Source organism: Streptomyces pseudovenezuelae (genome assembly GCF_029892565.1).
GTDB lineage: Bacteria > Actinomycetota > Actinomycetes > Streptomycetales > Streptomycetaceae > Streptomyces > Streptomyces pseudovenezuelae_A.
The window spans coordinates 1-21,533 of sequence record NZ_JARXVH010000047.1; the positions used below are offsets into that span (position 1 = coordinate 1).

General features: G+C 67.8%; 16 protein-coding genes and 2 pseudogenes. 9 read left to right on the plus strand and 9 right to left on the minus strand.

Annotated elements, in window-relative coordinates; all coding sequences use genetic code 11:
* Positions 1–192 precede the first annotated feature (192 nt).
* Together M2283_RS50715 and M2283_RS50725 are read right to left on the minus strand one after the other, a co-directional pair.
* On the minus strand, positions 193–699 hold the full coding sequence (locus tag M2283_RS50715) for a hypothetical protein (RefSeq protein ID WP_280883434.1): 507 nt from the start codon (positions 697–699) through the stop codon (positions 193–195).
* A gap of 671 nt (positions 700–1,370) precedes the next feature.
* On the minus strand, positions 1,371–3,038 hold the full coding sequence (locus tag M2283_RS50725; protein ID WP_280883435.1) for a glycosyltransferase family 39 protein: 1,668 nt from the start codon (positions 3,036–3,038) through the stop codon (positions 1,371–1,373).
* Between the two features lie 209 nt (positions 3,039–3,247).
* Here M2283_RS50725 and M2283_RS50730 point away from each other — a divergent pair, with 209 nt between their 5' ends.
* The 3 genes from M2283_RS50730 to M2283_RS50740 are packed head-to-tail and all read left to right on the plus strand — an operon-like array spanning position 3,248 to position 5,704.
* Entirely contained in the window at positions 3,248–3,643 is a 396-nt protein-coding gene (locus M2283_RS50730; RefSeq protein WP_280883436.1) for a GntR family transcriptional regulator, read from the plus strand.
* A 10-nt stretch (positions 3,644–3,653) separates the two neighbouring features.
* Entirely contained in the window at positions 3,654–4,676 is a 1,023-nt protein-coding gene (locus M2283_RS50735) for an ABC transporter ATP-binding protein (RefSeq protein WP_280883437.1), read from the plus strand.
* A complete protein-coding gene (locus tag M2283_RS50740) occupies positions 4,673–5,704 on the plus strand; it encodes a cell wall protein (protein ID WP_280883438.1) in 1,032 nt (343 codons plus the stop codon). The genes M2283_RS50735 and M2283_RS50740 overlap by 4 nt, the downstream gene beginning before the upstream one ends.
* Before the next feature lie 581 nt (positions 5,705–6,285).
* Here M2283_RS50740 and M2283_RS50745 read toward each other — a convergent pair.
* The 5 genes and pseudogenes from M2283_RS50745 to istA form a co-directional block, all read right to left on the minus strand.
* The gene (locus M2283_RS50745; RefSeq protein WP_280883439.1) at positions 6,286–7,080 is read right to left on the minus strand and encodes a S1 family peptidase; all 795 of its coding nucleotides are present in this window, start codon (positions 7,078–7,080) and stop codon (positions 6,286–6,288) included.
* A gap of 916 nt (positions 7,081–7,996) precedes the next feature.
* Positions 7,997–8,194 (minus strand): hypothetical protein, encoded by a 198-nt coding sequence (locus M2283_RS50750; protein ID WP_280883440.1) that lies wholly within the window; start codon positions 8,192–8,194, stop codon positions 7,997–7,999.
* Positions 8,195–8,331: 137 nt separating this feature from the next.
* A complete protein-coding gene (locus M2283_RS50755; RefSeq protein WP_280883441.1) occupies positions 8,332–8,853 on the minus strand; it encodes a response regulator in 522 nt (173 codons plus the stop codon).
* Positions 8,854–8,874: 21 nt separating this feature from the next.
* Positions 8,875–9,660, minus strand: coding sequence for an IS21-like element helper ATPase IstB (istB, locus tag M2283_RS50760; protein WP_280883442.1), 786 nt, complete (start codon positions 9,658–9,660; stop codon positions 8,875–8,877).
* Positions 9,657–11,317: pseudogene (gene istA / locus M2283_RS52300) on the minus strand (IS21 family transposase). The gene istB and the pseudogene istA overlap by 4 nt, the downstream one beginning before the upstream one ends.
* Before the next feature lie 626 nt (positions 11,318–11,943).
* Between istA and M2283_RS50770 the strand changes: the two are divergent.
* The 3 genes and pseudogenes from M2283_RS50770 to M2283_RS52305 all read left to right on the plus strand — a co-directional run.
* Positions 11,944–12,342 carry a nuclear transport factor 2 family protein gene (locus M2283_RS50770; RefSeq protein ID WP_280883443.1) on the plus strand — a complete coding sequence of 133 codons (399 nt, stop codon included), beginning with the start codon at positions 11,944–11,946 and terminating at the stop codon, positions 12,340–12,342.
* A gap of 357 nt (positions 12,343–12,699) precedes the next feature.
* Positions 12,700–13,797 carry an integrase core domain-containing protein gene (locus tag M2283_RS50775; RefSeq protein WP_280883444.1) on the plus strand — a complete coding sequence of 366 codons (1,098 nt, stop codon included), beginning with the start codon at positions 12,700–12,702 and terminating at the stop codon, positions 13,795–13,797.
* A 169-nt stretch (positions 13,798–13,966) separates the two neighbouring features.
* Positions 13,967–14,722: pseudogene (locus tag M2283_RS52305) on the plus strand (phosphatase PAP2 family protein); the annotation flags it as partial.
* Here M2283_RS52305 and M2283_RS50785 read toward each other — a convergent pair.
* Both M2283_RS50785 and M2283_RS50790 read right to left on the minus strand, forming a co-directional pair.
* Positions 14,645–15,328, minus strand: a complete 684-nt coding sequence (locus tag M2283_RS50785) for a response regulator transcription factor (protein WP_280883445.1) — start codon at positions 15,326–15,328, stop codon at positions 14,645–14,647. The pseudogene M2283_RS52305 and the gene M2283_RS50785 sit on opposite strands and share 78 nt — an antisense overlap.
* Before the next feature lie 7 nt (positions 15,329–15,335).
* Positions 15,336–16,823 (minus strand): sensor histidine kinase, encoded by a 1,488-nt coding sequence (locus M2283_RS50790; protein WP_280883446.1) that lies wholly within the window; start codon positions 16,821–16,823, stop codon positions 15,336–15,338.
* Between the two features lie 289 nt (positions 16,824–17,112).
* Between M2283_RS50790 and M2283_RS50795 the strand changes: the two genes are divergently transcribed.
* The 3 genes from M2283_RS50795 to M2283_RS50805 are packed head-to-tail and all read left to right on the plus strand — an operon-like array spanning position 17,113 to position 20,978.
* Positions 17,113–17,331 carry a hypothetical protein gene (locus M2283_RS50795; RefSeq protein ID WP_280883447.1) on the plus strand — a complete coding sequence of 73 codons (219 nt, stop codon included), beginning with the start codon at positions 17,113–17,115 and terminating at the stop codon, positions 17,329–17,331.
* Positions 17,332–17,349: 18 nt separating this feature from the next.
* Entirely contained in the window at positions 17,350–19,293 is a 1,944-nt protein-coding gene (locus M2283_RS50800) for a CFI-box-CTERM domain-containing protein (RefSeq protein WP_280883448.1), read from the plus strand.
* Positions 19,290–20,978 (plus strand): DUF3892 domain-containing protein, encoded by a 1,689-nt coding sequence (locus tag M2283_RS50805; RefSeq protein WP_280883449.1) that lies wholly within the window; start codon positions 19,290–19,292, stop codon positions 20,976–20,978. The genes M2283_RS50800 and M2283_RS50805 overlap by 4 nt, the downstream gene beginning before the upstream one ends.
* Positions 20,979–21,533: the final 555 nt, after the last annotated feature.

Consider the following 21,533-nt stretch of genomic DNA (forward strand, 5'->3'; position numbering starts at 1 on the left):
GGTCGATCAGTTTCTGCTCGACCGTCGCGGCCTCCGGCGACGGATCCGCCTGGTCATCGGCGGCCACGAACTCGGTCACGGTGTCAGTCACTTGACGTCTCTTCCATGATCATCAATTACACCGGTGAGCGTACAGACCCTCCACGCGGTCACGTTCGAGAGCCATTTCGATCGGAACTCAGTGTTCCTGGGTCAGCTGCGGAGCAGTGAGGCGTGGATGCGGGCGATGGCCCGCAGCACCTCATCGCGGTTCTTGGCCTGCTGCATCCATGCGGGCAGGCGGGCCACCACGGTCATCTTCCGGCCGTGGTCGTACCAGGGAATCCCTTCGCGCAGCGACGCCTGCACGAATCGTCTGATCAGGTTCAGGTGTTCCAGGTTGTAGGCCCATACCCACCCGTGCCGGGTCTCGGCCTGCAGCCACAGGCGGACGCCGAAGTACGGGTCTGTGGCCGACTCGTACGGGTCCCGATGCAAGGCCACACATCCACGGCTCCACTCCCTCGCCGTCCCGCAGCTCGGGCAGACGAGCCGCCTTGGCGCAAAGAGGTCCGGATCGTGCACCCCGGCCGACTCCGGTCCCACCACGACGTGCGCGACCTTGTCGCAGCTGGGGCAGCGCACGAGAACGGACGCGAGGAAGTCGTACTTCGTGCTCCGTGGGTCCTGGAACCGATGGCGTGTGGAGATCGGACTCATCGGACCAGTATGCGAGCCGAGCGGCGAAGGCCCCCACGGGTTAAATGCCAAGCTGAGCTTAAGCTATGGCGCCTGTGAGGCTCATCGCGGCGCAGATACCTCGCGCGGGTAGCGGGGCGCCGCCCCGCGCCGGTCTGCTTGGGGCTGTCGTCTGAGCCGGCTGAGGTGATCATGAAGCCTCAAGCAGCAGCCTTCTGCTGCGCAAGCTCCCTGGCTCGCTCTTCCAACGCGTGAGCTTTGGGGTTGCTGAGGTAGGGGCGGACGCGGCGGCGCTTGATCCCAAAGTGTTCGTCTGCCCTCGTGGACGACAATTCTGCGTACATGTCCAGGAACTTGCTCCACGAAGCGCATCACCGAGGGCGTACAGCACGCTCGGCACGTGGAACTCGTACGCGGATCGGTCGTAACCTCCCACCGCGTCACGCCTGTTGTCCGCCTTCGAGAGAGCCGTCTCGGTCTCGTGGAGCCGAGAGAAGGCGAGCCGCCGGTCCCCAACCCGTGAGGCACCGTGCGCTTGTTGGCCGCTTGAGGGGCCATGCCTCGAAGCGTCCGGCAGTACGTCACCTGGTCTTCCCCTGCTTTGGCCAGGCCGAGGGCCTGGCGGTAGTACCGCTGTTCAAGCCCGTGGGCCGTTTCGTACATGGCCATGCACCCCAGCGGCAGGACACCGTTCAGCACACGTCCCTGCGATACACACGTGCGCCCTCGATCTCGGCCACCTGCCGGTAGCCGTCGGCCAACAGGGTGCGCAGTTCCGGGTAGTCGGTGAGGGGATAGGGCGTGTCGAGCGAGTCGTCCACGAAGACGCACGGCGGTGTGTGGGCCAGTTCTCGGCGGAAGACGGGCCAGGTGCCGGGGACGGCGTGGGAGGGGCCGACGCGACGGATATCGCCGCCACCGCTGAAGTTCGTCAGCAGCCCGGCCGTGAGGTAGCGGCTCGACGGAGGCCGGTCGGACAGCCAGTAGATCTCCGGGTGCATACCCCATACGAAGACAGGCTGCCCCGATGCACTGTGGTCGCGCACAAAGGTCGCCACCGCCACCGACTTGTCCATCTGCGGGGGCCGGGCCTGCCAGGCCCCGGCCGTCCACCAGGCGGCAGTCAGCAGCGAGCACACCGCTACGCCCAGAGCGGTCGCCGGCCGTCCGGCACGGCCGACCTGACGACGCAGCAGAGAGGGCCCGGTAGGCGGGGTTCCGCAGGCCGCGTTCACCACCCGCAACGCCAACAGCACGACGGGCGGTACGAGTTGGAGGAAGTAGTGGCCGTAGAAGTGCCAGCCCACCGCGACCGCCATGACTGACGCGAGCAGCCATCCGGCGAGCAGGAGATCGAGGGTGCGGGAGAGACTGGCGTGGGGCCCTGTCCCGCCTCGGGGCCACACCGGCCGCGCCCGCCGGAGCCGTGCCGAGCGAAGGCGCGAATGGCGACGCCAAGGCAGCAGTGGAAGCAGGACCGCTACGCCGGCGAACGCGGTCAGCAGGTTGCCGAAGCCGGCTGCGGCGCGGCCTGCCACATGCAGCGCGCCGAGCGGTGACGTCGCGTACGAGCCCGAGGAGAGGAACACCCAGAAGGTGAAGCGGTGCGCCCCGAGGGCGAGGGCGCAGATCGCCACGGGAGCCGCCACGCCCACGGCCAGAGCGACCGTGTCCCGACGTCGTCGACTCCCGCCGAGGGCGAGCGGTATCAGCGGCAACAGGGGTGCGAAGCCGACCTGTTTGGTCAGAGCGGCGAGGGCGACGGCCAGCCCCGCGGCCAGGAAGCGTCCCTTGAGCCCGAAGTAGAGTGCTGCCACGGTCGCGGGGAGCATGAAGATCTCGAAGGTGGCGGCCATCGCATCCGGCGCGGGCAGCGCCGCGGAGGCCGCCACCGTCATCACCCCGGCGGGCAGCGCCGCCCAGGCGCCCAGCAGCAAACTCGCCGTCCGCGCGGTGAGGACCGCGGTGACACTGAGCGAAACGACCGCTGCCACTCGTACCGCCGCCAGTCCGTTGTTCCCCGCCACGGCGAAGCACGCCTCGTACAGCCAGGGCATCAGTGGCGGCTTGCGGTCCACGACGTCGTCGTACAGGTGACCCCCGTTGCGCAGCATCGTCGCCTGCGTGGCGAGGTAGCCCTCGTCCGGGCTCCAGAACGGGCGGCGGAAGGACGGCAGCCGTCCCACCAGGGCCAGGAGGCAGAGCAGGGCCGACTCGGTGACTGAGGGCCGGGCGAGGCGACTCCGGGCCCGTGGATGGACGGGGGGCGGCCCCGAGACGACCTCGACGGTGTTCGCCCGAGCGGTCGCGGAGACGGGAGGACTCAGCGTCCGCAGGGGACGGTGCATGGCCGTGGGCATGGCGAAACTCCCTCGATTAGTCCACTACATACTTAGTGGACTGAGTCTTAGGCGAGGGCCACGCTCGTGTCAAACACCTCTAGCGCCACAGGGGTGCGCCCGCCTGGAGGGGCAGTGAGCTGCGAGTTGAGGTCCAGAGGGAAGAGAGCGCCGATACGCGGCGGCTCAAAACAGGTCCACTACTCAGCTAGTGGTGAGATAGTGGACCCGTGGACTATCGAATCGAGCGGCACAACGGCGTGGCTCCGTATCAGCAGATCATTCAGCAGACCAGGCAGGCGTTGCGGCTCGGTCAGCTCGTGCCGGGTGACATGCTGCCGTCGGCCTCGGCGGTGGTCGCGGCGACGGCGGTCAATCCGAACACCGTCCTCAAGGCCTACCGGGAGCTGGAGCGGGAAGGCCTGGTCGACACCCGCCAGGGCCGGGGGACGTTCGTACGGGCATCCCTCGCGCAGCCGGGCACGCAGGCGGGCTCGCCCCTGCGTGACGAGCTGCGCGTCTGGATGGCCACGGCCCGTGCCGGCGGACTGGAACGCGAGGACGTGGCCGCGCTGCTGGCCGCCGAACTCGACGTCTTCTTCCCCCGGCCGGTCGGCTCACGGTGATCGAGGAGCGATGAACCACCCCCTCGACCCGTCCGCCGCACACCAGCACGACGGCCCTTACGACAGCGGCTCCTACGGTGACGACGCTCCCGGCGCTTCTCCCGCACTTGAAGCTGTCGGTCTCGGCTTCCGCGGTCGGGACGAATGGGCTCTGCGTGGCGGGGACTTCGCTGTTCCCCGTGGACGCGTCGTCGGTCTCGTCGGGCCCAATGGCTCAGGCAAGACCGCCCTGCTCACCGTGGCGGCCGGGCTGCGGCCCGTCGACGCGGGAACCCTGCGTGTCCTCGGTCATGCTCCGGGCACCCCCGCCGTACTGCCCCGCGTCGGCGTGCTGCTCCAGGACCGCCCGCTGGAAAGGGGGTTCACCGTCGCGGAGACGCTGCGCCTGGGACGGGCACTCAACCCCGGCTGGAGTGAAGCGGCAGCCCGCGCGATCATCGACGACTGCGACATACCCCCGCGGGCCCGTGTCGGTCGCCTCTCCGCCGGTCAGCGCACGTGTGTCGCGCTCGCCCTGGCGCTGGGCAAAGAGCCGGAGCTGCTGCTGCTCGACGAGCCGATGGCCGACCTCGATCCCCAGCGTCGCCTTGCCTTGACCGGTGTCCTCATGAAGCGCGCCGCGGAGCACGGCACCACCATCGTGATGTCGTCCCACGCCCTCTCGGAGCTGCACCTGGTGTGCGACCACGTCCTGCTGATGGCCCGGGGACGCGTGCTCCTCGCCGACGACACGGAGTTCGTGGAGGCGGCGCACAGCCTGATGACCTTCACCTGCCCCGACGCCGCCACGCCGGCGATACCCCCGCAGATGGGCACGGTGATCGAGACGCGCCGCAGCGGACGTGTCCTCAGCGTGCTGGTCCGTTTCCCGCTCACCACCGACGGCGCCGCGAGCACCGCCGCACCGTCCCTTGAAGAAATCCTGCTGGCCTATCTGCGCAATCCGCAGGCCGCACCGCTGATCGCCGGACGCTTCACGGCCAAGGCCCCGGCATCCGGCTCTCCGGACCCTCAGGACCGGCCGGCGCGGTGAACGTACGCATCGTCATTCGCCGCCTGGCCGTCGGCCCCGCGGCGGGACTCGCCTGGCTGGCCTGGCGGCAGCACCGCGTGGCCCACTGGACGGCACTCGCCCTCGCCGCCCTGGCCGCGATCTGGGGCGTGTGGCAGCACGGCCAGCTCGTCGGCGTGGTGGAGAGCTGGGCCACGAACTGCCCACACGGTCGCGCCCTCGGCGCCGAGGGACCGTCGGTGTGCGACAGCACACCCCGCGCCGTCAGCACCGTCATGACCGCGGCCGCCGCGCCTCTGCGTTTCCTTCCCGTCGCGGTCGGCGCGCTGCTCGGCGCCCCGCTGTTCGCGCAGACCCTCAAGGACCGCACCCACCGGCTTGTCTGGACCCAGTCCGTCAGCCGTCGGCAATGGGCCGCCGCCAAACTGTGCGTGACCGGAGCCGTCACCGTCGTCGCCGCGCTCCTGATCACCGCGCCGGTCACCTGGTGGTGGTCCACCATCCGGCATGGACGCACCACCACCGGCCGGCTCGGCACGGCATGGCGCGACACCACCCCCCAGAGCGACTGGTCCTATCTGCCCTACACCGGCCCCGCAGGCATCGCGCATCTCCTTCTCGCCCTCGCCACCGGTGCCGCCGTCGGTCTGCTGATGCGCCGTGTCCTCGCCGCGGTCGCCGTCTCGGCCGCCGTCACCCTCGCCCTCCAGACCGGACTGGAGAAACTGAGGCCCCATCTGCTCACCCCGACCGTCAGGCGAACGGACGGCGACGCGTTCCCCGACCGGACCCTCAATGCCTGGCATTTCGATCAGGGCTACACCCACGCGGACGGCTCACTCACCACCACGTCCCCTTGCCCGCCCAGCACTTGGGAAGCCCTGCAGCGGTGCGAGCACACGCGGCACATCACCGGCACCTACAGCCGCGACCTCGACCCGCAGCAGTTCCTTCCCCTGCAGTGGATCGAGACGGGGATCTGCCTCACGGCGACCGCCCTCCTCGCCGCCTTGTGCCTTGTTCACGTCCGACGAATGAGTGCCCGGTGACGGTAGCCCACGGCTCTGACCCCCGCGACTGAAGCGCCGGCAGTGGCCGACCGGTCGCCCTGAAGTCCTGTCCATATGGGCGGCGTTGCCGTTCGGGCGGGGAGCGTGTCAGCGGGAGGGATGACCTATGCGGCGATCCTGGCCCGCACCGTGCCCGGCGATGCCTCCGGCGGGGACGCTCGGGCTCCAGGATGGACGGGGCGCCCTACGCGAGTGCCGGCACATCGTGGCGAGCGGGCGGATGCTTCCATCCCGTCTGCCGTCGGCCCACACACCGTGGAGCGGGCGTGGTTCATGACGTCCAGGTGGAGCGCGCCACGGTACGAACGACCTGGACGCCATGGGCCGCGTCTGCTCGGCTCTGTCTGGGTCGACGGCAGAGGGGATGGAGGCTGGGCACGGCGGAGACACCGACAACCAAGGGACTCGGGTTACGGCTTGTTCGGCGACCCGCGCGTCCCCTCTCCCGGCACTACTACGACTCCCTCAGCTCGTCCTGAAGCACGAGCCGGGCGTCTACGGCGCGGCGGCACGAGCGTCCCTGGAGTCCAGGACCACGGAGCCATGACGCCCGGCCGAGGTCAGGACGTGCGGAGGCCCAGGTCGGCGGCGACCGAGTCGACGCGGACGAAGACCGACACCGGGAACTGCTCGTCGCAGTACTTGTTGCCGGACGACACGATGCCGATCACCTTGCCACCGCTGACGAGCGGTCCGCCGGAGTCGCCCGGGCAGATGCTGTCGGTGGTTCCCGGCCTCGGCATGCCGCACAGCATGGCCGCGGGGTCGGTGTCGGTGTCCGTGTAGGGCCGGCAGTCGGCGACGGGGGAGAGGATCAACGTGGCCTGCTTGAGCCGGGTCGCGGTCTCGCCGGGTCCGGTACGCCCCCAGCCGAACACGGTGGCCTTCCGGCCGTCGACGACCAGCTTGGCATCCTTGGGGCCCGCCACCGGGATCGTGCGGTAGGGCATCGGGTGGTCCAGGGTGAGGACGGCGGCGTCGTAGGCGTAGCCGGGCATGCTGTAGCGCGAGTCCAGCTGGTAGGACGCCACCTTCCGCACGGTGCCGCCGGTGCTGTCCACCTTGGTGCGGCCGCCGATGACCCGCAGCGCGGAGACGTCCCCGGCGTTCTCCACGCAGTGGCCGGCGGTGAGCACCTTGGTGGGCGTGACGAGGGTGCCACCGCAGAACGGGCCGCCGTCGAGTTCGATCATCATGGCGTACGGTCGGGCGTCGGTCGTGGCCGGACCGCCGCCCTTCACTGCGGAGGCGGGAGAGGCGGCGGCCCAGAGCGCGGCCGCGGTGAGCGTCGCAGTGACGACGGCTGCGGAACGCAGCGCGGCACGCGAGGATCTGACGACGGAACGGATCGGCATGACGGCTTCCCCCTGAACTGCGTGGTGCGCGGCCGGACGGCCGCCGCATCCTGTGGTCGGTGGTGAAGACGTGCCGCGGGCACCGGCCGGTTTCAGGGAACGCCGGTGCGGCTCACACGGTGACCGAACCACTTGGCCGAAGTCACCAGTAGCGAACCAAGAGTTCGTAGTCCTCACGCACGAACGTGGATGGCACCGGCCCGCCGAGGTCCACCACGACTGGCTGTGTAGGCGTTAGCGGGAGGCGTTTATTGCTGACTTCGGATGGCGGTTGGTGGGCTGGGAGCCGTTGATTGTCGGTGAGATTTGAAGTCGCTCACCTGTGCGGAGACGTGATGGCTGGTGGTTGAGTGGCCGACTGCGCAGGAGGCGAGTGATGGGAAGGGCGCTGAAACGCACGGTGTGGACCGACAGTCCAGGAATGTTGTGACGGGTCCTGGGCAGGCGCAGTGCGAGCGGAGTTCGGGACCGCATGATCTGTCGGCCGAAGGAGGCACTCCAGCAGGCGGGGTCCGTCGGCCGACGTCGTCTGAATCGCGTGCTGTCGGCCCTGCGCCGGTCCGGTCTATCCTTTGAGCAGGGCCTCAGCCTCTTCGCCAGCCCCCGGGTCGCAGCGACAATCCGACCACTGTGAGTGGCTGGAGCCGCATCGCCGACTACGCGGCTCCAGCCCTTCGTCCTCCCCAGCCTTTTCGAGCCCGGGATGTACTCCCGCGCACCCCGGGTGGGTGGTGAGGACGATCAGTGCGGGGAGGCGATGCCGGGAAGGGGATCCGGCATCGCCTCCCCGCGCTCGTGGCCGCCGCCGGTGCTCGCCCGCATCCGGCGGCGGCTGTTGGCCATGTGAACACCGCTGCCCCGGCGCACCGGGCTGAGCTGTTCCTTGGTGAACCCGGCGGCAGTCTGTCCACTTCCGTCAAGGGTCCCAGCTCGTGTCGAGCTCGCGCAGTCTCGTCCGCATCGCCACGAGTGCGGTGAGATCGGCACTCACCACGAACTGCTCCAGCAAGACACCGGCTCGCCAGTGCTGCCTGCCGCGGACTGCCTCCACGATCTCCTTGATGGCCCGGCACTGAGCCTCGTCCGGCGTATGCCCTGCGGCACCGGCCGCCATCAGAGCGCCTCCCTCGCTCTGCCAAGTGTCCTCCTGTTCCCCCCGGCGGAGCACCCTTTGACGACGGCTGGCGAAAACAGGCCTCTTCCCCGCCCAACCCCGCCCCCGTGCACGGTGGTTCAGACACGCCCCGGGCACTATGCAGCCGGCGGGTCCGTGTGCCGGCAGTGGTCCTCCAGCTGGGCGAGGCGGTCGGTGAGCGCACGGATCTCGGCACGGAGTTCGGCATCGCTGTGACGCAGGCGGGCCAGCTCGGCTCGCATCTGCCGGTGTTCGGTCTGCTGGTCGACCAGGCGGCCGACCTTGGCCCGCAGTTCCCAGGGATCGACGGGTTTGGCGAGGTAGTCCGCGCCACCGGTGGCGAATCCGGTGAACGCGCAGTCCACGTCGCGGGGCATGCCGGTGAAGAAGAGGATCGGGATGTCCTTGGTCTGGTCGAGCCGCTTGAGATGGGCGGCTGTCTGCAGGCCGTCCATGCCGCCGGGCATCACCACGTCCAGCAGGACCAGGGCGAAGTCCTGCCGCAGCGAGGCCTTGAGGGCCTGCTCGCCCGAGGCCGCGGCAACAATGCGGTGGCCGAGCGGGGCCAGGGTCTGTGTCATCGCGAGACGGCTGCCCTCGTCGTCATCGACCAGAAGTATGCGGGCCGGGTCAGTCATGATGGTCCTCGGTGCATGTGCTCAGCCCGCTTCGGCCCGCACTTTGGTCTGGGCCAGGCGGTAGGAGTCAGTGCCGGTCTCGATGATGTTGCCGCCGAAGGTGAGCCGGTCGACGATCGCGGAGCACAGCCGGGGATCGGTGAACGTCTTCGTCCACCCGCCGAACGACTCGTTCGAAGCAATCGCCACAGAATTCTTCTCCTCACGCTTCGTCAAAACCTGGAAGAGGAGTTCGGCGCCGCGGCGGTCGAGTTCCATGTAACCGAGCTCATCGATGCACAAAAGATCGACGCGCCCGTCGCGGGCGATGGTCTTGGTCAGCTGCTTGTCGTCAGCGGCCTCGACCAGCTCGTTGACCAGCTTCGTCGCCAGGACGTACTTCACCCGGTAGCCCTTCATCGCCGCCTCCGTGCCCAGCGAGATCAACAGATGGGACTTGCCCGTTCCCGAGTCGCCGATCAGGCAGAGCGGATGCCCCTTGCGGACCCACTCGCAGGTGGCGAGCGTGTTGATGGTCGCCGCGTCGATACTGGCGTTCGCGTCGTAGTCGAAAGCCCGAAGCGACTTCTCGCGCGGGAAACCGGCCGCCTTGATGCGCCGCTCGGAGCGCCTTCGGGCCCGGTCGTCGCACTCGGCCAGCAGCAGTTCCGCCAGGAGGCCCCGGTAGGACATATGCTCGCGGAACGCGGATTCGGCGAGGTCGGGGAACTGGCCCCGGATGGTGGGCAGCCGCAGCATCCGGCACGCCTGGTCGATGGCGGTGGTCGCGGCCTCCTCCGTCAGCCCGCGGTTGCGTTTGGCGTTCAAGTAGCGTCTCCCTCGCTCGGAGCACTCCCGCCACGACGTCGCAGCAGCTGGTCATAGGCGGCCACCGAGGGCAGCGGTCGGGTGTCGGGCGGCAGATGGGCCAGCCGCCAGTCGGTAAGGAAGGCGACCGTCGCCCGGGCCGGGCCGGGCCGCCCGGCCCCGCATCCTGCGGGACGGCCGGCGACGGCTGGTCCCGCCCATCGTCATCGGCGATCTTCCTGGCCTCCAGGGCGACCGCGTCCGCGGTCAGCGCGCCGGCCCGCAGCGCGGCCGCGAGCCCGGCGACCAGATGTTCATGATTCATGTGCCGGGCCAGCAGCAGGACTTCGATCAGGGCCTTGGTGCCTTCCCGGTCGTCGTGGGCCGCCCGGGCCGCCGCCAGCCAGGCGTCATGCACGGGCGTGAACCGGCCTGCCGCGCGGGCCTGCTCCAAAGCTGTCGAGCCGGGAAACGTGCCCGGCTTACGGACCAGGGCCTCCAGGTAGTGGTCCAGGACCAGACGGGAGCCACCCTGGGTGCTCAGCCGCTCGTGCCGGGCGACTTCCCGGCCGTCGTCGAAGACGACCAGTTCGGAGGCGTGCAGCAGCACGCGCAGAGTCTTTCCGATCAGCCTCACCGGCACCGAGTACCGGTTGGTGCGGACCGTGATCTGCCCGTAGCGGTCGACCCGCGGGGCGAACCAACGGCCCGTCTCGAACGGCTCGACGGGCAGCGGCTTCAGCCGGGGCCGCTCGATGGCGAAGTACTCACCGATCGTCTTCGGACGCGCCCGGATGCGCCGACGCTCGTCCTGCAGGTCCCACCGCTCGACCATCTCGTTCAGCTCGGCGAGGGTGGCGACCTCGGGGACCGGGACGAAGTGGTTGCGGCGGAAGTAGCCGATCTGGCCCTCGACTCCGCCCTTCTCATGGGCGCCTTCGATGTCCGGGCGGCAGTAGAAGCTCTCGATGCCCCAGTGCGAACGAAAGGCGATCCACCGCTCGGGTTCCGTCCGTTGCCGCGAGAACCCCAGGATCTGGGCGACCGCCGCCTTCAGGTTGTCGTAGCGCACCTTGCCGCGCCGCACCCCGCCCAGCACGTTCAGCGCGTGGACATGGCCTTCGAAGAACGCCTCCTGGCCGCAGGAAGCGGACACCCGGTGCACCGCCTTGCCCGAGTACGACAGCCGCAGCGAGAACAGATAGCAGCGGGTGGGCACCCCCGCCAGCACGATATGGACGTCGCCGAAGTCGACCTCCGCCTCGTCACCGGGTATGTGGGTCTGCGGGATGAACATCTCCTCCGGCCCGCGGCCGGCCTCCCACCGGACCTCCTTGCGCCGCACCGCGACGTGGGCACGGACCATCTGATACGAGATGCCGGCCGCCCCGTGCTCGTCCAGCAGCCGGTCGAAGATCCGCTTCACGGTGTGCTTCTGCTTCGCCGGCGCGTCGAGGTCGGCCTCCAGCATCCCGTCGATCACCGGCTTGTAGGGATCCAACCGGCTCGGACGCGGCGCCTGCTGCTTGCGGGGCTCGGGCCAGTGCGAGTCCAGCGCTCTGCGGATCGTCCGCCAGGTCACCCCGTCCTTGCGCTCCAACGCGCGCATCGACAGACCAGTACGGTGGTCACGGTGGATCGCCGCGTACAGCTCAACCTTGCTCGCCGACATGCGCATCCGGGCCCCCAGCGGGAGAAGCACGCCGATCGTCCCACCGCAAGGCCCCAACGGCCTTCAAAACTGGGCGACATCACCCTTCACGGTACGCAGGTGCCTCCCGTACTGGACAATGAACGACTCCCGTAGTCGGGCTCTGGTCCACTTCTTGTGGTCACGTACTCAGCGTGACTGTCGATCTCCGTGTGATGGAGCCGGAAGCTGCCCGGTTCCAGCGGGTGCAGCCAGCGACGCTACGAGTAAACAAGGTACGGCCGCAGCGCGTATGGGCCTCTGTTCCCGTCGCCGGACCTGTCCGTGAGAGTAGAAGCCGCGCAGTGGGAGCATGGCGCTTGCGTTGCGCCATCTACCCTCGGGTCCGCATCAATGCTGTACTGCAGACATGGGGGATGTCTGGGGGGCTATCGGGGCCGTAAGAGCTCGTAACACGATCATGGTGAAGTGCTGTTGAGTCGTCTCCAGCAGATCAGTCCGCAGACCAGGGAGACTATGGTGTTGTGGAGGTCGAGCCGTCTGCCAGTGGACTGCGAGGCGCTTGAACTGGCGCGGACGGTCTGCCTCGACGACCTTCCGCAGCCTGTCGAGACCGACGATGTCCGGCGCCCCTTCGCTGTTACTGTCGCGCCATGTCCAAGATCGAGATAGACGTCGTGACCGCCGAGTTCTTCGATGCCTTTGACAACCGGGGCGGCAAGGCTGCCGACGTGGCCCGGATCCGCCGGCTGATTCTTCCGGGTGGCGTGATCGTCAAGACCGGCCCGGAGTTCACGGTCTACACCGTGGACGAGTTCCTCGAGCCTCGCCAGCGGCTGCTGACCGACGGTCGGCTGGTCGAGTTCTCCGAGTGGGAGACCTCTGAACGGACAGAGATCGCGGGCGATATCGCGTCGCGGTTCGGCGAGTACCGCAAGTCCGGGATCTTGGATGGTGAGCCGTTCGAGGGAGACGGGACCAAGACCATCCAGTTCGTCCGCACCTCCGAGGGCTGGCGGATCGCAGCGTTTGCCTGGTACGACCAGCCCTGACCGCGGGGCGGTCTGGCTGCGGCTTTTCAGCTTGGGTTGATGTGGTGCATCGTACCGGGCTCAATCATCCTCGTCCGGCACGGCATATCGAGCACCTTGACAGCCGGGTCGCCCCGCCCCCGGAATCGTGGACACAGGGCGCTATGAGCTCGTAGCACGGTCATGCCTGTGCTTCTTGAGGCGTCTCCAGCAGATGAGGCTGCATGCGAGGGAGACGAAGGCGTCGTGGAGTTCGGTGCGGCGTTGCCCTTGCCGAATACCTCATCCACGCAGGTGGGTTCGGGTTTGGGCGTTGGCCGAGGCCGATCGGGTCGCCGGTATCGCGTGGCGCCGGTTGGCGCGGCATGGTGATCGGTCGTGCTGCTGAGACTGGCGTACCTGGGTGTGACGAACGCGTTCGCGATGCTGCGACTGCTGCCGATGGGCGACCGGGAGAAAGATGTCGAGATCCTCGTTCTGCGCCACCGGATCGGCGTTCTGGAACGGCAGCTGAACGGGCAGCAGGTCCGGTTCCACGCGAGCGACCGGGCGTTTTTGGCGTCGCTCCTCCATGGCCTGCCACGGGAAGTGCTGCGCCGGATGCGGCTGCTGGTGCGGCCGGACACGGTACTGCGCTGGCACCGCAACGTCATCGCCCGCCGACACGCTTCCCAGTCCCGGCCGAAGCGCGGAGGCCGGGCCCGCACCGTGCACTCGATCCGGGCGCTGGTGCTGCGCCTGGCCAGGGAAAATCCAAGTTGGGGCTATCGGCGCCTGCACGGTGAGCTGCTCGTACTCGGGGTGAAGGTGGCAGCATCCACGGTCTGGGAAATCTTGAAGGAGGCCGACGTCGACCCGGCGCCCGAGCGGGCCTTGAGCACTTGGGCGGACTTCCTGCGCTCCCAGGCCGACGCGCTCTTGGCGTGCGATTTCTTCGAGGCTGTCACTCTGTCCGGGGCCCGCTTGTACGTGTTCGCCGTGATCGAGCATGCGAGCCGCCGGATCCGGATCCTGGGCGCGACCGCGCACCCGACCGCGTTCTGGGTGGTCCAGGCTGCGAAGAATCTCGTCATGGACCTCGAGGACGCCGGCTGCCGGGCTCGCTATCTGATCAGGAATCGGGACGGGAAGTTCCCACGGCCGTTCGACGAGGTGCTCAAGGGCGCGGGTATCGAGGTGGTGCTCAGCGGCGTCCGGATGCCGCGCATGAACTCGATCATGGAGCGGTGGGTGCAGACCTGCAGGCGAGAGCTGCTAGACCGTACGTTGATCTGGAACCAGCGCCATCTCCTGCGCGCCCTGCGCGAGTTCGAGACGTTCTATAACGAGCATCGGCCGCACCAGGGTCTTGCGAATGCCCGCCCTCTCCACTCGCTGCCCGCTCCGATCGAGGACCCGGACCGGATCGCCCATCTGGACATACGACGGCGAGTGCGACTAGGCGGCACCCTCCACGAGTATCAACATGCCGCCTGACCAGCATGGAGGAGGTATTCGGCAAGCGCAGGGTTACCACAGGACAGCCCGGCGGGGAGCCATGTTCTCGATGGTCGGGACGCGCGGGCGTCAACCCTGACCATCGTCCAGGTCCGGCCTTGCCGTTCGGCTCAGGCTTCCGACTGCTGCCGCTCTTACGTTCGGGGCCATGGAAACGCACTCTCAAAAGAACCTCCGGGTCGCCCGGCTGCTGGGCTCCGCGGCATTACTGGGAGCCGGGGCCGGAGCGATTGTCTGGCTGTCCCCGGGTGGGCTGGGCGAGGCTGGCGCAACTGAGGTCACGAAAGGGGCTTCGGTATCCGTATACCGGTCAGTGACCGGAGCCGTGGCAGACGCACCGGCATGGATGGTCTCGCTCCTTGAGGTGGCCACCGAGAGCACCCTGGTGATCCTTGGGCTGTTGCTGGTCTGGCTGTGCTGGACCGCAGTCCGCCGCAAGGACGCGGCCGGTGCCGCAGGAGCCGCCGTGATCGGTGTCGGCACCGTTGCCGCCTATGCGTTCAGCGAGGCGCTGAAACTGGTCGTGGACGAGGAGCGGCCCTGCCGAGCGTTGCGAGGGTTCGAGGCGATCACGGAGTGCCCGGGGGCGGGGGACTGGTCTTTCCCGAGCAACCACGCCACCCTGGCCGCCGCTCTCGCGGTCGGGCTGGCCATGCTGCGGCCTCGCCTGGCTTCCGTGACACTGCCGTTGGCCGGGGCGGCGGCGCTGCTGCGCGTCCTGGTGGGAGTCCACTACCCGCACGACGTGCTCGCCGGAGCGATTCTCGGCGGTACCGTCGTGGCTGCTGTGTTGCTCGCCGTGATGCCGCTCGCGGTACGGGCAACATCATTGCTGGTCAGGCGCTGGTGGGGGAACGACGCCGGCCTCGTGGGCTACAACGGCGGCAGCGGCCCTGTTGTCGACACCCAGACGGGCCAGGACGGAGCTGACGTGCGCCTTGACCGTTCCTTCCACCACATGCAGTCGGCGGGCGATCTGGCCGTTGGACAACCCGCTGCCGAGGAAGGACAGCACTTCGCGTTCCCGGGCGGTGAGCCCATTGACCCGTTCACGGGCGGCGCTGCGCCGACTGGCCAGGGCACCGGCTCCGGTCGACGCGAGGTGCGCGACCACTCGGGCCGCGACCTTCGGTGACAGGTAAGCGGCGCCGTCAGCCACCGCGCGGACACCCATGATCAGTTCCTCGGGCTCGCCCGATTTGATCAGGAAACCGGCGGCGCCGCCGCCCAGCGCCTGGAGGATGTAGTCGTCTTCCCCGAACGTCGTCAGCATGATCACACCGGTGGTCGGTACCGTCCTGTGGATCTCTGCTGCCGCCTCGATGCCGTTGACCTTGGGCATACGGATGTCGAGCACGGCCACCTGGGGGCGATGGCGCTGGACCAGTTCCACAGCGTCATGTCCATTGGCGGCCTCGGCGACGATGTCGATGCCTGGATCGGTGGACAATACGGCCCGCACGCCCGCACGGATCATCGCCTCGTCGTCGGCGATCAGCACCCGGATCATCGAACGCTCAGGGCGTCAGGGCATCGAGAGAAACCAGCATGTTCCTCTGGAAGCACAGCCGGTACGCGTCTCCGGACCGATCGTCGAACCGGTCGGCTGTCATCGCGTAGTACTCGCACGTAATGCCTCGTCCCTTTGGTTCGGTAGCCGACGGGCGGTGGATCGTCTGACGGTCCGGCAGCACACGTTCCACCTCGGAGCGATCCTGCCCTACCCGCAGGCGGGCGTAGTCGCGCGGGTCCAACACCGAACGCGACGCCGACAGCGTCTCCCACCCCATCAGCGCTCCGCTCAGCACCGCGCCGGTGACAAGGGGCAGCATCACCGCTGTGACCAGGGTGCGGCCGGCACGGCGTCGAGCATGGCGGTACTCCTGCGGCAGTTCGCCCCCCTGCCGATGAGGAGTGGGGGCGGCAGGTCGCGGTGGCTGCGCTGGGGGCATGTGCGGAAGCCGGGCGACGACTGCGAAACCGCCGCCCCGGGAGCCGTACTCGAAGGAGCCTCCGGCCAGCCGGACTCGTTCATCGAGACCGATGAGGCCGCGGCCTCCGCTCCAGGGACGAGAGCCGGCCGCAGCCGACGCGGGGCCGTTCTTCACCAAGACCCTTGTTTCTGTCGCCGCATGCGACACGTGGACCGTCGTCGCCGCATGGGGAGCGTGCTTGGCCACATTGGTCAGCGCTTCCTGCACGACGCGATGCGTGGCCCGCTCGACCACCGAGGGAAGGCCGGCCCCCTCACCATCGACGCGCAGCTCGACCGCGAGCCCGGACGCGGATGCCTCGCCCACCAGGCGCGTAAGGCTGGAGTCGGACGGCCGCATCGGTGCGCCATCCGTCTCCTCGCGCAGGACACCGATCACCTCGCCGAGACGCTCCACCGCGGCCGCAGCCTTGGCCCTGATGTCCTGGGCAGCCAGCCGATGATGGTCTGCCAGGCCAGGCGCGAGCTTCAGGGCGCCGGCCGACAGCGCGATCAGGCTGAGGTCATGGCCGAGCACGTCATGCATGTCCTGCGCGATGCGAGCCCGCTCAAGCAGCCTGGCCTGCTCAGCGACCAACCGCTGTTCTCGTTCCAGATGCTCGGCCCGCTCCCAACCGGCCCTGATCAGTTCCTGATACTGGCGCCAGAACCGGCCCACGAACCAGGGCAGCATGGCGGCGAGGACCACCACCCCCACAAACTGACTCCCCAACGCGAGCCACGAGGGCACCATCGACACGGCCACCACTCCGGCTGCGAGAACTGCGACCAGTACCAGTGCTGTCGGACGGATTCTTCCAGGCCGCCGCCCTGCCAGAAACGCGGTGATCACGGTCGGCAGAGCCCACCACAGGCTCACCACACTCAAACCGGCCGCTACCGGCGTAGCCACCGCCAACAGGTTGCCCGGATCACGCACCCGCCGTAAGCCAGCCGCCCCGGCTCCGGCCACGCTCTCGTCTTCGGTCGTGGTTTCGTTCACGGACGTGACGGTACGGAAGACGTGGACCATCCGGCACTGCCGAAAGTTCAATCCGTAATGGCATCAAGCGGGCAGCTCACGACCAGGACACATCAACAAGATCGTGTTGCGAGCTCTTAGGCCGCACATTGAGGTAGGACATCGAGAGCGCTTCGCGTATCGAACCTAGTGTTCCTTCTCCGTAGCCAGTCGTTGACTGGGAGCCGACATCGCAGGACTCTCCCTACAATCCGCGATGTGGCTTCGCACGGCCTGCTCCCACCCCTCCGATCGCGAGCCATCGAGGAGCGGCGTCGTTGTCTCCCGATGAGGAGGTTGTATGGATCCGCAAGATCTGGTGGAAAGTCTGCGCGAGGGCGGCCTGCGTGGCATTCTCCTGGCCGATTCGAGCACCGAACGGGACATCGTTCTTGCAGCCATGCTGATCGAGGCCGGTGCTGCGGCGGCCACTTCGGCCGAACGCGAGCTCCTGACCGGCAGGTTGGCGCAGATTGGGGCTGCGCGCAGTTACGCGATCCGAGCCGTGTCCCCGACGTGACGATCACGGGGGGCTGACATGTCGCTATGGATTGACCGTACTCCGCTGGAGTATCTCGCCGCCGAGGACCTGCGCCGTGTCTGTCCCGACTCCGCGATGACCATCGACCTGATCAACCCGGCCCAGGATAAGAATCACTCGGGCCGGGTTCGCTATCCGGCGGCCGCACGGACAGTGAGTTCCCTCGGCTGCGAACTTGTGGCGTTCCTGGTCGCGATCCCGCAAGCCGTGACCATCTCCGCGCTTGGCCCGGATAGTACGGCTCCGACCAATCCGCCAGTGCCGCTGCGCCGACATCACGGCCTCACTACCCCCAAGACGGTTCCTAACAGGCTGCCCCTGCCGAACTGGACGGCGGTTATTTACGACCCGTCGGATGACCGGGGCCGGGGATATTGGGCCCAGGACGATGCCGATGCCAGCCGACGCAACCACAGCAAGAGCGACGAGATTCTGTTCCATGAGCTGTGCCACGTCCGCGACATCTACAGCAGCAGATTCATCGGCATGCCCGTTGCCGATTATCTGAGGGTGGGCGAGGATTCCGCCGTTGCGCAGGAGAACGAGTACCTCGAGGGCAAGGGCCGAAGGCGGCGGGCGCGACGCGGCGGCGGGACCGGGCTCCGCGACAGTGACGGCTGTTTCGTGGCCACGGCCGCCTATGGTTCCGCGCTGGCTCCTCAGCTCGACATCCTCCGAACGGTCCGCGACGACGTGCTCGGGGCAACCCGGATGGGCCGTGACTTCTTCGACGAGTTTTACGGCGAGTACTTCCGGTTCAGTCGCGATCTGGCCGACGAGATGCGCCGCGATCCCCGATTGCGGGATCTATTCCGCGTCGCGTTGGTCACGCCCTTGATCTCATATCTCCGGCTGGCGCTGCGACTGCCGCGGACGTCCCTGGACGGCGTACCCGAGCCCTGGCATGGGTTCCTCACGGGTCTTCAAAGTGATCTCGACGCGTGGTGCCAGGACCTTCCCCGTCCAGCCGACTTCAGGGAGATGACGTCGGAACAGGTGCTGGAAGAGGTGTCGGTCTTCCTGCGTCTGCTGCCCATCGGCCGTCTGGAACGTCACGCGTGGCTGACGGAGCTGACCGCGTCGAGGCACGTGCCCGTCTCGCTGCCCTCCACCGCAGTGAAGACATGGCAGAACCGTCTGCGTACCGAAGGATGCACCGAGGAGGAGATCGTTCTTCTGCTCGCCGAAGACTCATCCCCGCCGCGGACTGACAGCCAGGCGCTGGCACACGTCGATGAGGAGGACGTTCCCGCGTCGGACGTCGCCCCCGAGCGCTTTCCGTATCTCATGACCTTGCGGAACGCGAGTGCCATGACCTTCGACGAAGTCGTTGTGTTCCACCGCTCCAGAGGTGTGGCAGGAGTGACCTTCAACGGAGTGACCGGCTTCCCGCCGAACGCTGTCGAGAACTTCTACCTGGGGCAGTGTGCGTCGATGCTCGGCTACACCGTCGGATTCTTTTCCGCGAACCGGATGATCGCCCGGATCCCGGAAGCCGGGGGAGAGATGACCCCGACCCTGGCCGCCACCTTGGATCCCAATCGAGTGGACGCCTGCTCGGACGCCTGGGCGATCTACGAGGCGAACTTCCTGCCTCTCGACCAGATGACCTACACCGTCGTCGTACGGAACCAGACCGCAGACACCTGGGACGAAGTCGCCCTGTCCTACGTCCTCGTAGGACAGACCGTGGAGATCGCGATCACTGGCGTGGTCGCCCCCGGCACCCAGGTGACCATCCCGATCGGACCGTGTGACAAACTCGTCGGCTACAACTTCGCGATCTTCGTGGACGGTCTGGCCGTGGACTTCGACCCCCGGGACGACACCGAGCGGCTGATGTTCCCGCTCCAGGGCAGCATGAACTCCTACCGGTCGCTGCAAGAACACACCGTGGCGGACTGGCAGCCCTGCACGGACACGTGGGAGGTGGGGGGATGACCGCACGCACCGTGACCTTTGTATGGCGCGACAGACGAGGCCGGCTCATCGCCTTGGGGAACGAGAACGAATCGTGGTCCCCGGTCGCCACCGCCGAGGCTGTTCTCCACATCCGGTCCCGTACGCATTCCTACGAGGTCACTGCCGGCGGCGAGCGAGCGCAAGTGCTCGCCTACCGTCGCGAGGGCCGGTGGTATCTGCGCACCGCTCCCGACGACCAGTCAGCCGACAACCTCGACCGGTTGCCCCTGCAGCCGACCGGTCCGGCCGGAGCCGGCGTGGCCGGGTCCTTCGACATCGTGATCACCATCGGTGAGACCGCGTTGCGGGAACTTATCGACGGCATGCACGCATCCGAGATCGTGCAGCATCAGGAAACTCTGGTGTCGCAGGGGCACTTCGTGAAGATCGTGATGTCCGCGCCCCGCCTGCGGCCGCTGCCCGCGCCCGAGCGCGACGCCACATCGATCGGCATCCTCACGAGGGTCTGCTGCTGGGCCAGCCGCACCGACTCCGTGTCCGATCCGGGCTTCAGCGCCATCGCCGAACTGTCTTCAAGGGCCACAGTCACGGTCGAGACAGTGCCCGGAGGAACCGTCCGCGTCGGCATGGCCTACACGCCGCTGGGCAGCAACGCCGTACAAATTCTGAAGCCGTTGACCGCCGAGCAGGAACAGATCCTGCGCCTCGCGCTCAACCGCTGGCTCGTCGACGGACGCCCTGGCGCCCAAGCGATGCAGCTCCCGCCCGATCTGGAAGCGATGTCCCACGTCCAACTCCGCTTCGTCGACCCGGGGATCCTCCAGATCGGGCTGAGCGGCCAACCGCTCGCCCCAACAGCCACATATCCCACGCCGGAACTGAGCGACTGGTCGGTGTCCCTCAGCCGCTGGCAGGTCGCCCAGGCCATCTACACATCCCTTGCCGACAGATTCGGCGGCGCGCCGCCACCGTTCGGATCCGACTCGCTGCTCATTGACGCGAATGAGGACATCTATCTGACGCAACTGCTCGTCGGCCTCAGCGACGGGGTTCTCCTCCTCACCGGAACCCTCCGACGTGAGGCCACACCGGTGATCACCGCAGAGTTCACCGCCCGGTTGGGGCTGTCGCTGGAAAGTACCGGGGCTGTCCGGGCCGGCGATGTGGATCTCGACATCGATCTGGTGGAATGGTACGCCGCCGCGTTCGACTTCTTCAGCGGTGGTTCCCTCACGCAGGCGATCAAAGACGGAGTGGTGCGTGCGCTCGTCGGTGAAGGCAACGGCGGGCCGTCGTCGTTCTTCACCACGTCACTGCTGACGGCAATCGCTCAGGCCGGTCTGAACCGCGAGATCGTGGTGGAATCCCAGGCCGACCGGCTGGAGGTACGCAGTTCAGGATTGGTGGTGTCCGGCACTCTCACCGTCACACGGAGCGCGGAAGTCCAAGTGGTCCTTCGGGCACTGCGCGAGCAGGGCTCCGCCCAGGTGATCCTCGACGCGACAGATTCCTGGGCCCCGGGCTCCACGCTGGTGACCGCACGATGGAGCTTCGGCGACGGACAGACGCTCAACACCGGTGGCCCCGACCTGAGACTGGCCGTCAACCACGAGTACGCCAGCGGTTCCCACCAAGCCGCGGTGGAACTGGTCAACCAGCAAGGCGAGGCGGCGTCGGGCACAGTGGCCGTCGACGTTTCCTGATGAGAGTGGGCAGTGCGACGGATCCAGGTAGTCGCAGGCCAGGATGAGGGCGGCGTCGACGGCAGCCCGGTCGCGTTCGAGGCCGTTGGCGAACGAGTGCAAGAACGGCCAGATCCACCCAGCTGATCAACGCCTACGAAAATCTCGTAAGAGCCATCTTTCTGACAGTCCCTGACTGGATGGTCATCTGCGACGGCAACGAGATCAGCCTCCGCTGTCGCTGCGCGCGCCAGTGGGTTGAGCGCGAACTGACGCGTGCGGACTACGAGTCGACGATCGACATTGGCGGCCAGGACCACCCGAGCCTGGAAGCCGCCGCCCGTGCCATCGGATACCGACGGCACCCTTGTCGGCACTTATCTGAGTGAGCAAAGGCCCGCCTAAGAGCTCGTAAAAGGATCATGTGTGGGTCTTCGTGAGGCGGCGCCAGCAGATGAGGCCGCAGGCCAACGAGAGGAAGGCGTCGTGGAGTTCGGTTCGGCGTTCCCAGCGGACGGCGAGGCGCTTGAACTGGTGGAGCAGGGCGAAGGTCTGCTCGACGACGTAGCGGAGTTT

Bases quoted from the DNA above. Each gene is read 5' to 3' on its own strand.
- M2283_RS50715 (WP_280883434.1), bottom strand. From the start codon at position 699: ATGAGTCCGATCTCCACACGCCATCGGTTCCAGGACCCACGGAGCACG.
- M2283_RS50725 (WP_280883435.1), bottom strand. From the start codon at position 3,038: ATGCCCACGGCCATGCACCGTCCCCTGCGGACGCTGAGTCCTCCCGTC.
- M2283_RS50735 (WP_280883437.1), top strand. From the start codon at position 3,654: ATGAACCACCCCCTCGACCCGTCCGCCGCACACCAGCACGACGGCCCT.
- M2283_RS50745 (WP_280883439.1), bottom strand. From the start codon at position 7,080: ATGCCGATCCGTTCCGTCGTCAGATCCTCGCGTGCCGCGCTGCGTTCC.
- M2283_RS50750 (WP_280883440.1), bottom strand. From the start codon at position 8,194: ATGGCGGCCGGTGCCGCAGGGCATACGCCGGACGAGGCTCAGTGCCGG.
- M2283_RS50755 (WP_280883441.1), bottom strand. From the start codon at position 8,853: ATGACTGACCCGGCCCGCATACTTCTGGTCGATGACGACGAGGGCAGC.
- M2283_RS50770 (WP_280883443.1), top strand. From the start codon at position 11,944: ATGTCCAAGATCGAGATAGACGTCGTGACCGCCGAGTTCTTCGATGCC.
- M2283_RS50785 (WP_280883445.1), bottom strand. From the start codon at position 15,328: ATGATCCGGGTGCTGATCGCCGACGACGAGGCGATGATCCGTGCGGGC.
- M2283_RS50790 (WP_280883446.1), bottom strand. From the start codon at position 16,823: ATGGTCCACGTCTTCCGTACCGTCACGTCCGTGAACGAAACCACGACC.
- M2283_RS50795 (WP_280883447.1), top strand. From the start codon at position 17,113: ATGGATCCGCAAGATCTGGTGGAAAGTCTGCGCGAGGGCGGCCTGCGT.
- M2283_RS50800 (WP_280883448.1), top strand. From the start codon at position 17,350: ATGTCGCTATGGATTGACCGTACTCCGCTGGAGTATCTCGCCGCCGAG.
- M2283_RS50805 (WP_280883449.1), top strand. From the start codon at position 19,290: ATGACCGCACGCACCGTGACCTTTGTATGGCGCGACAGACGAGGCCGG.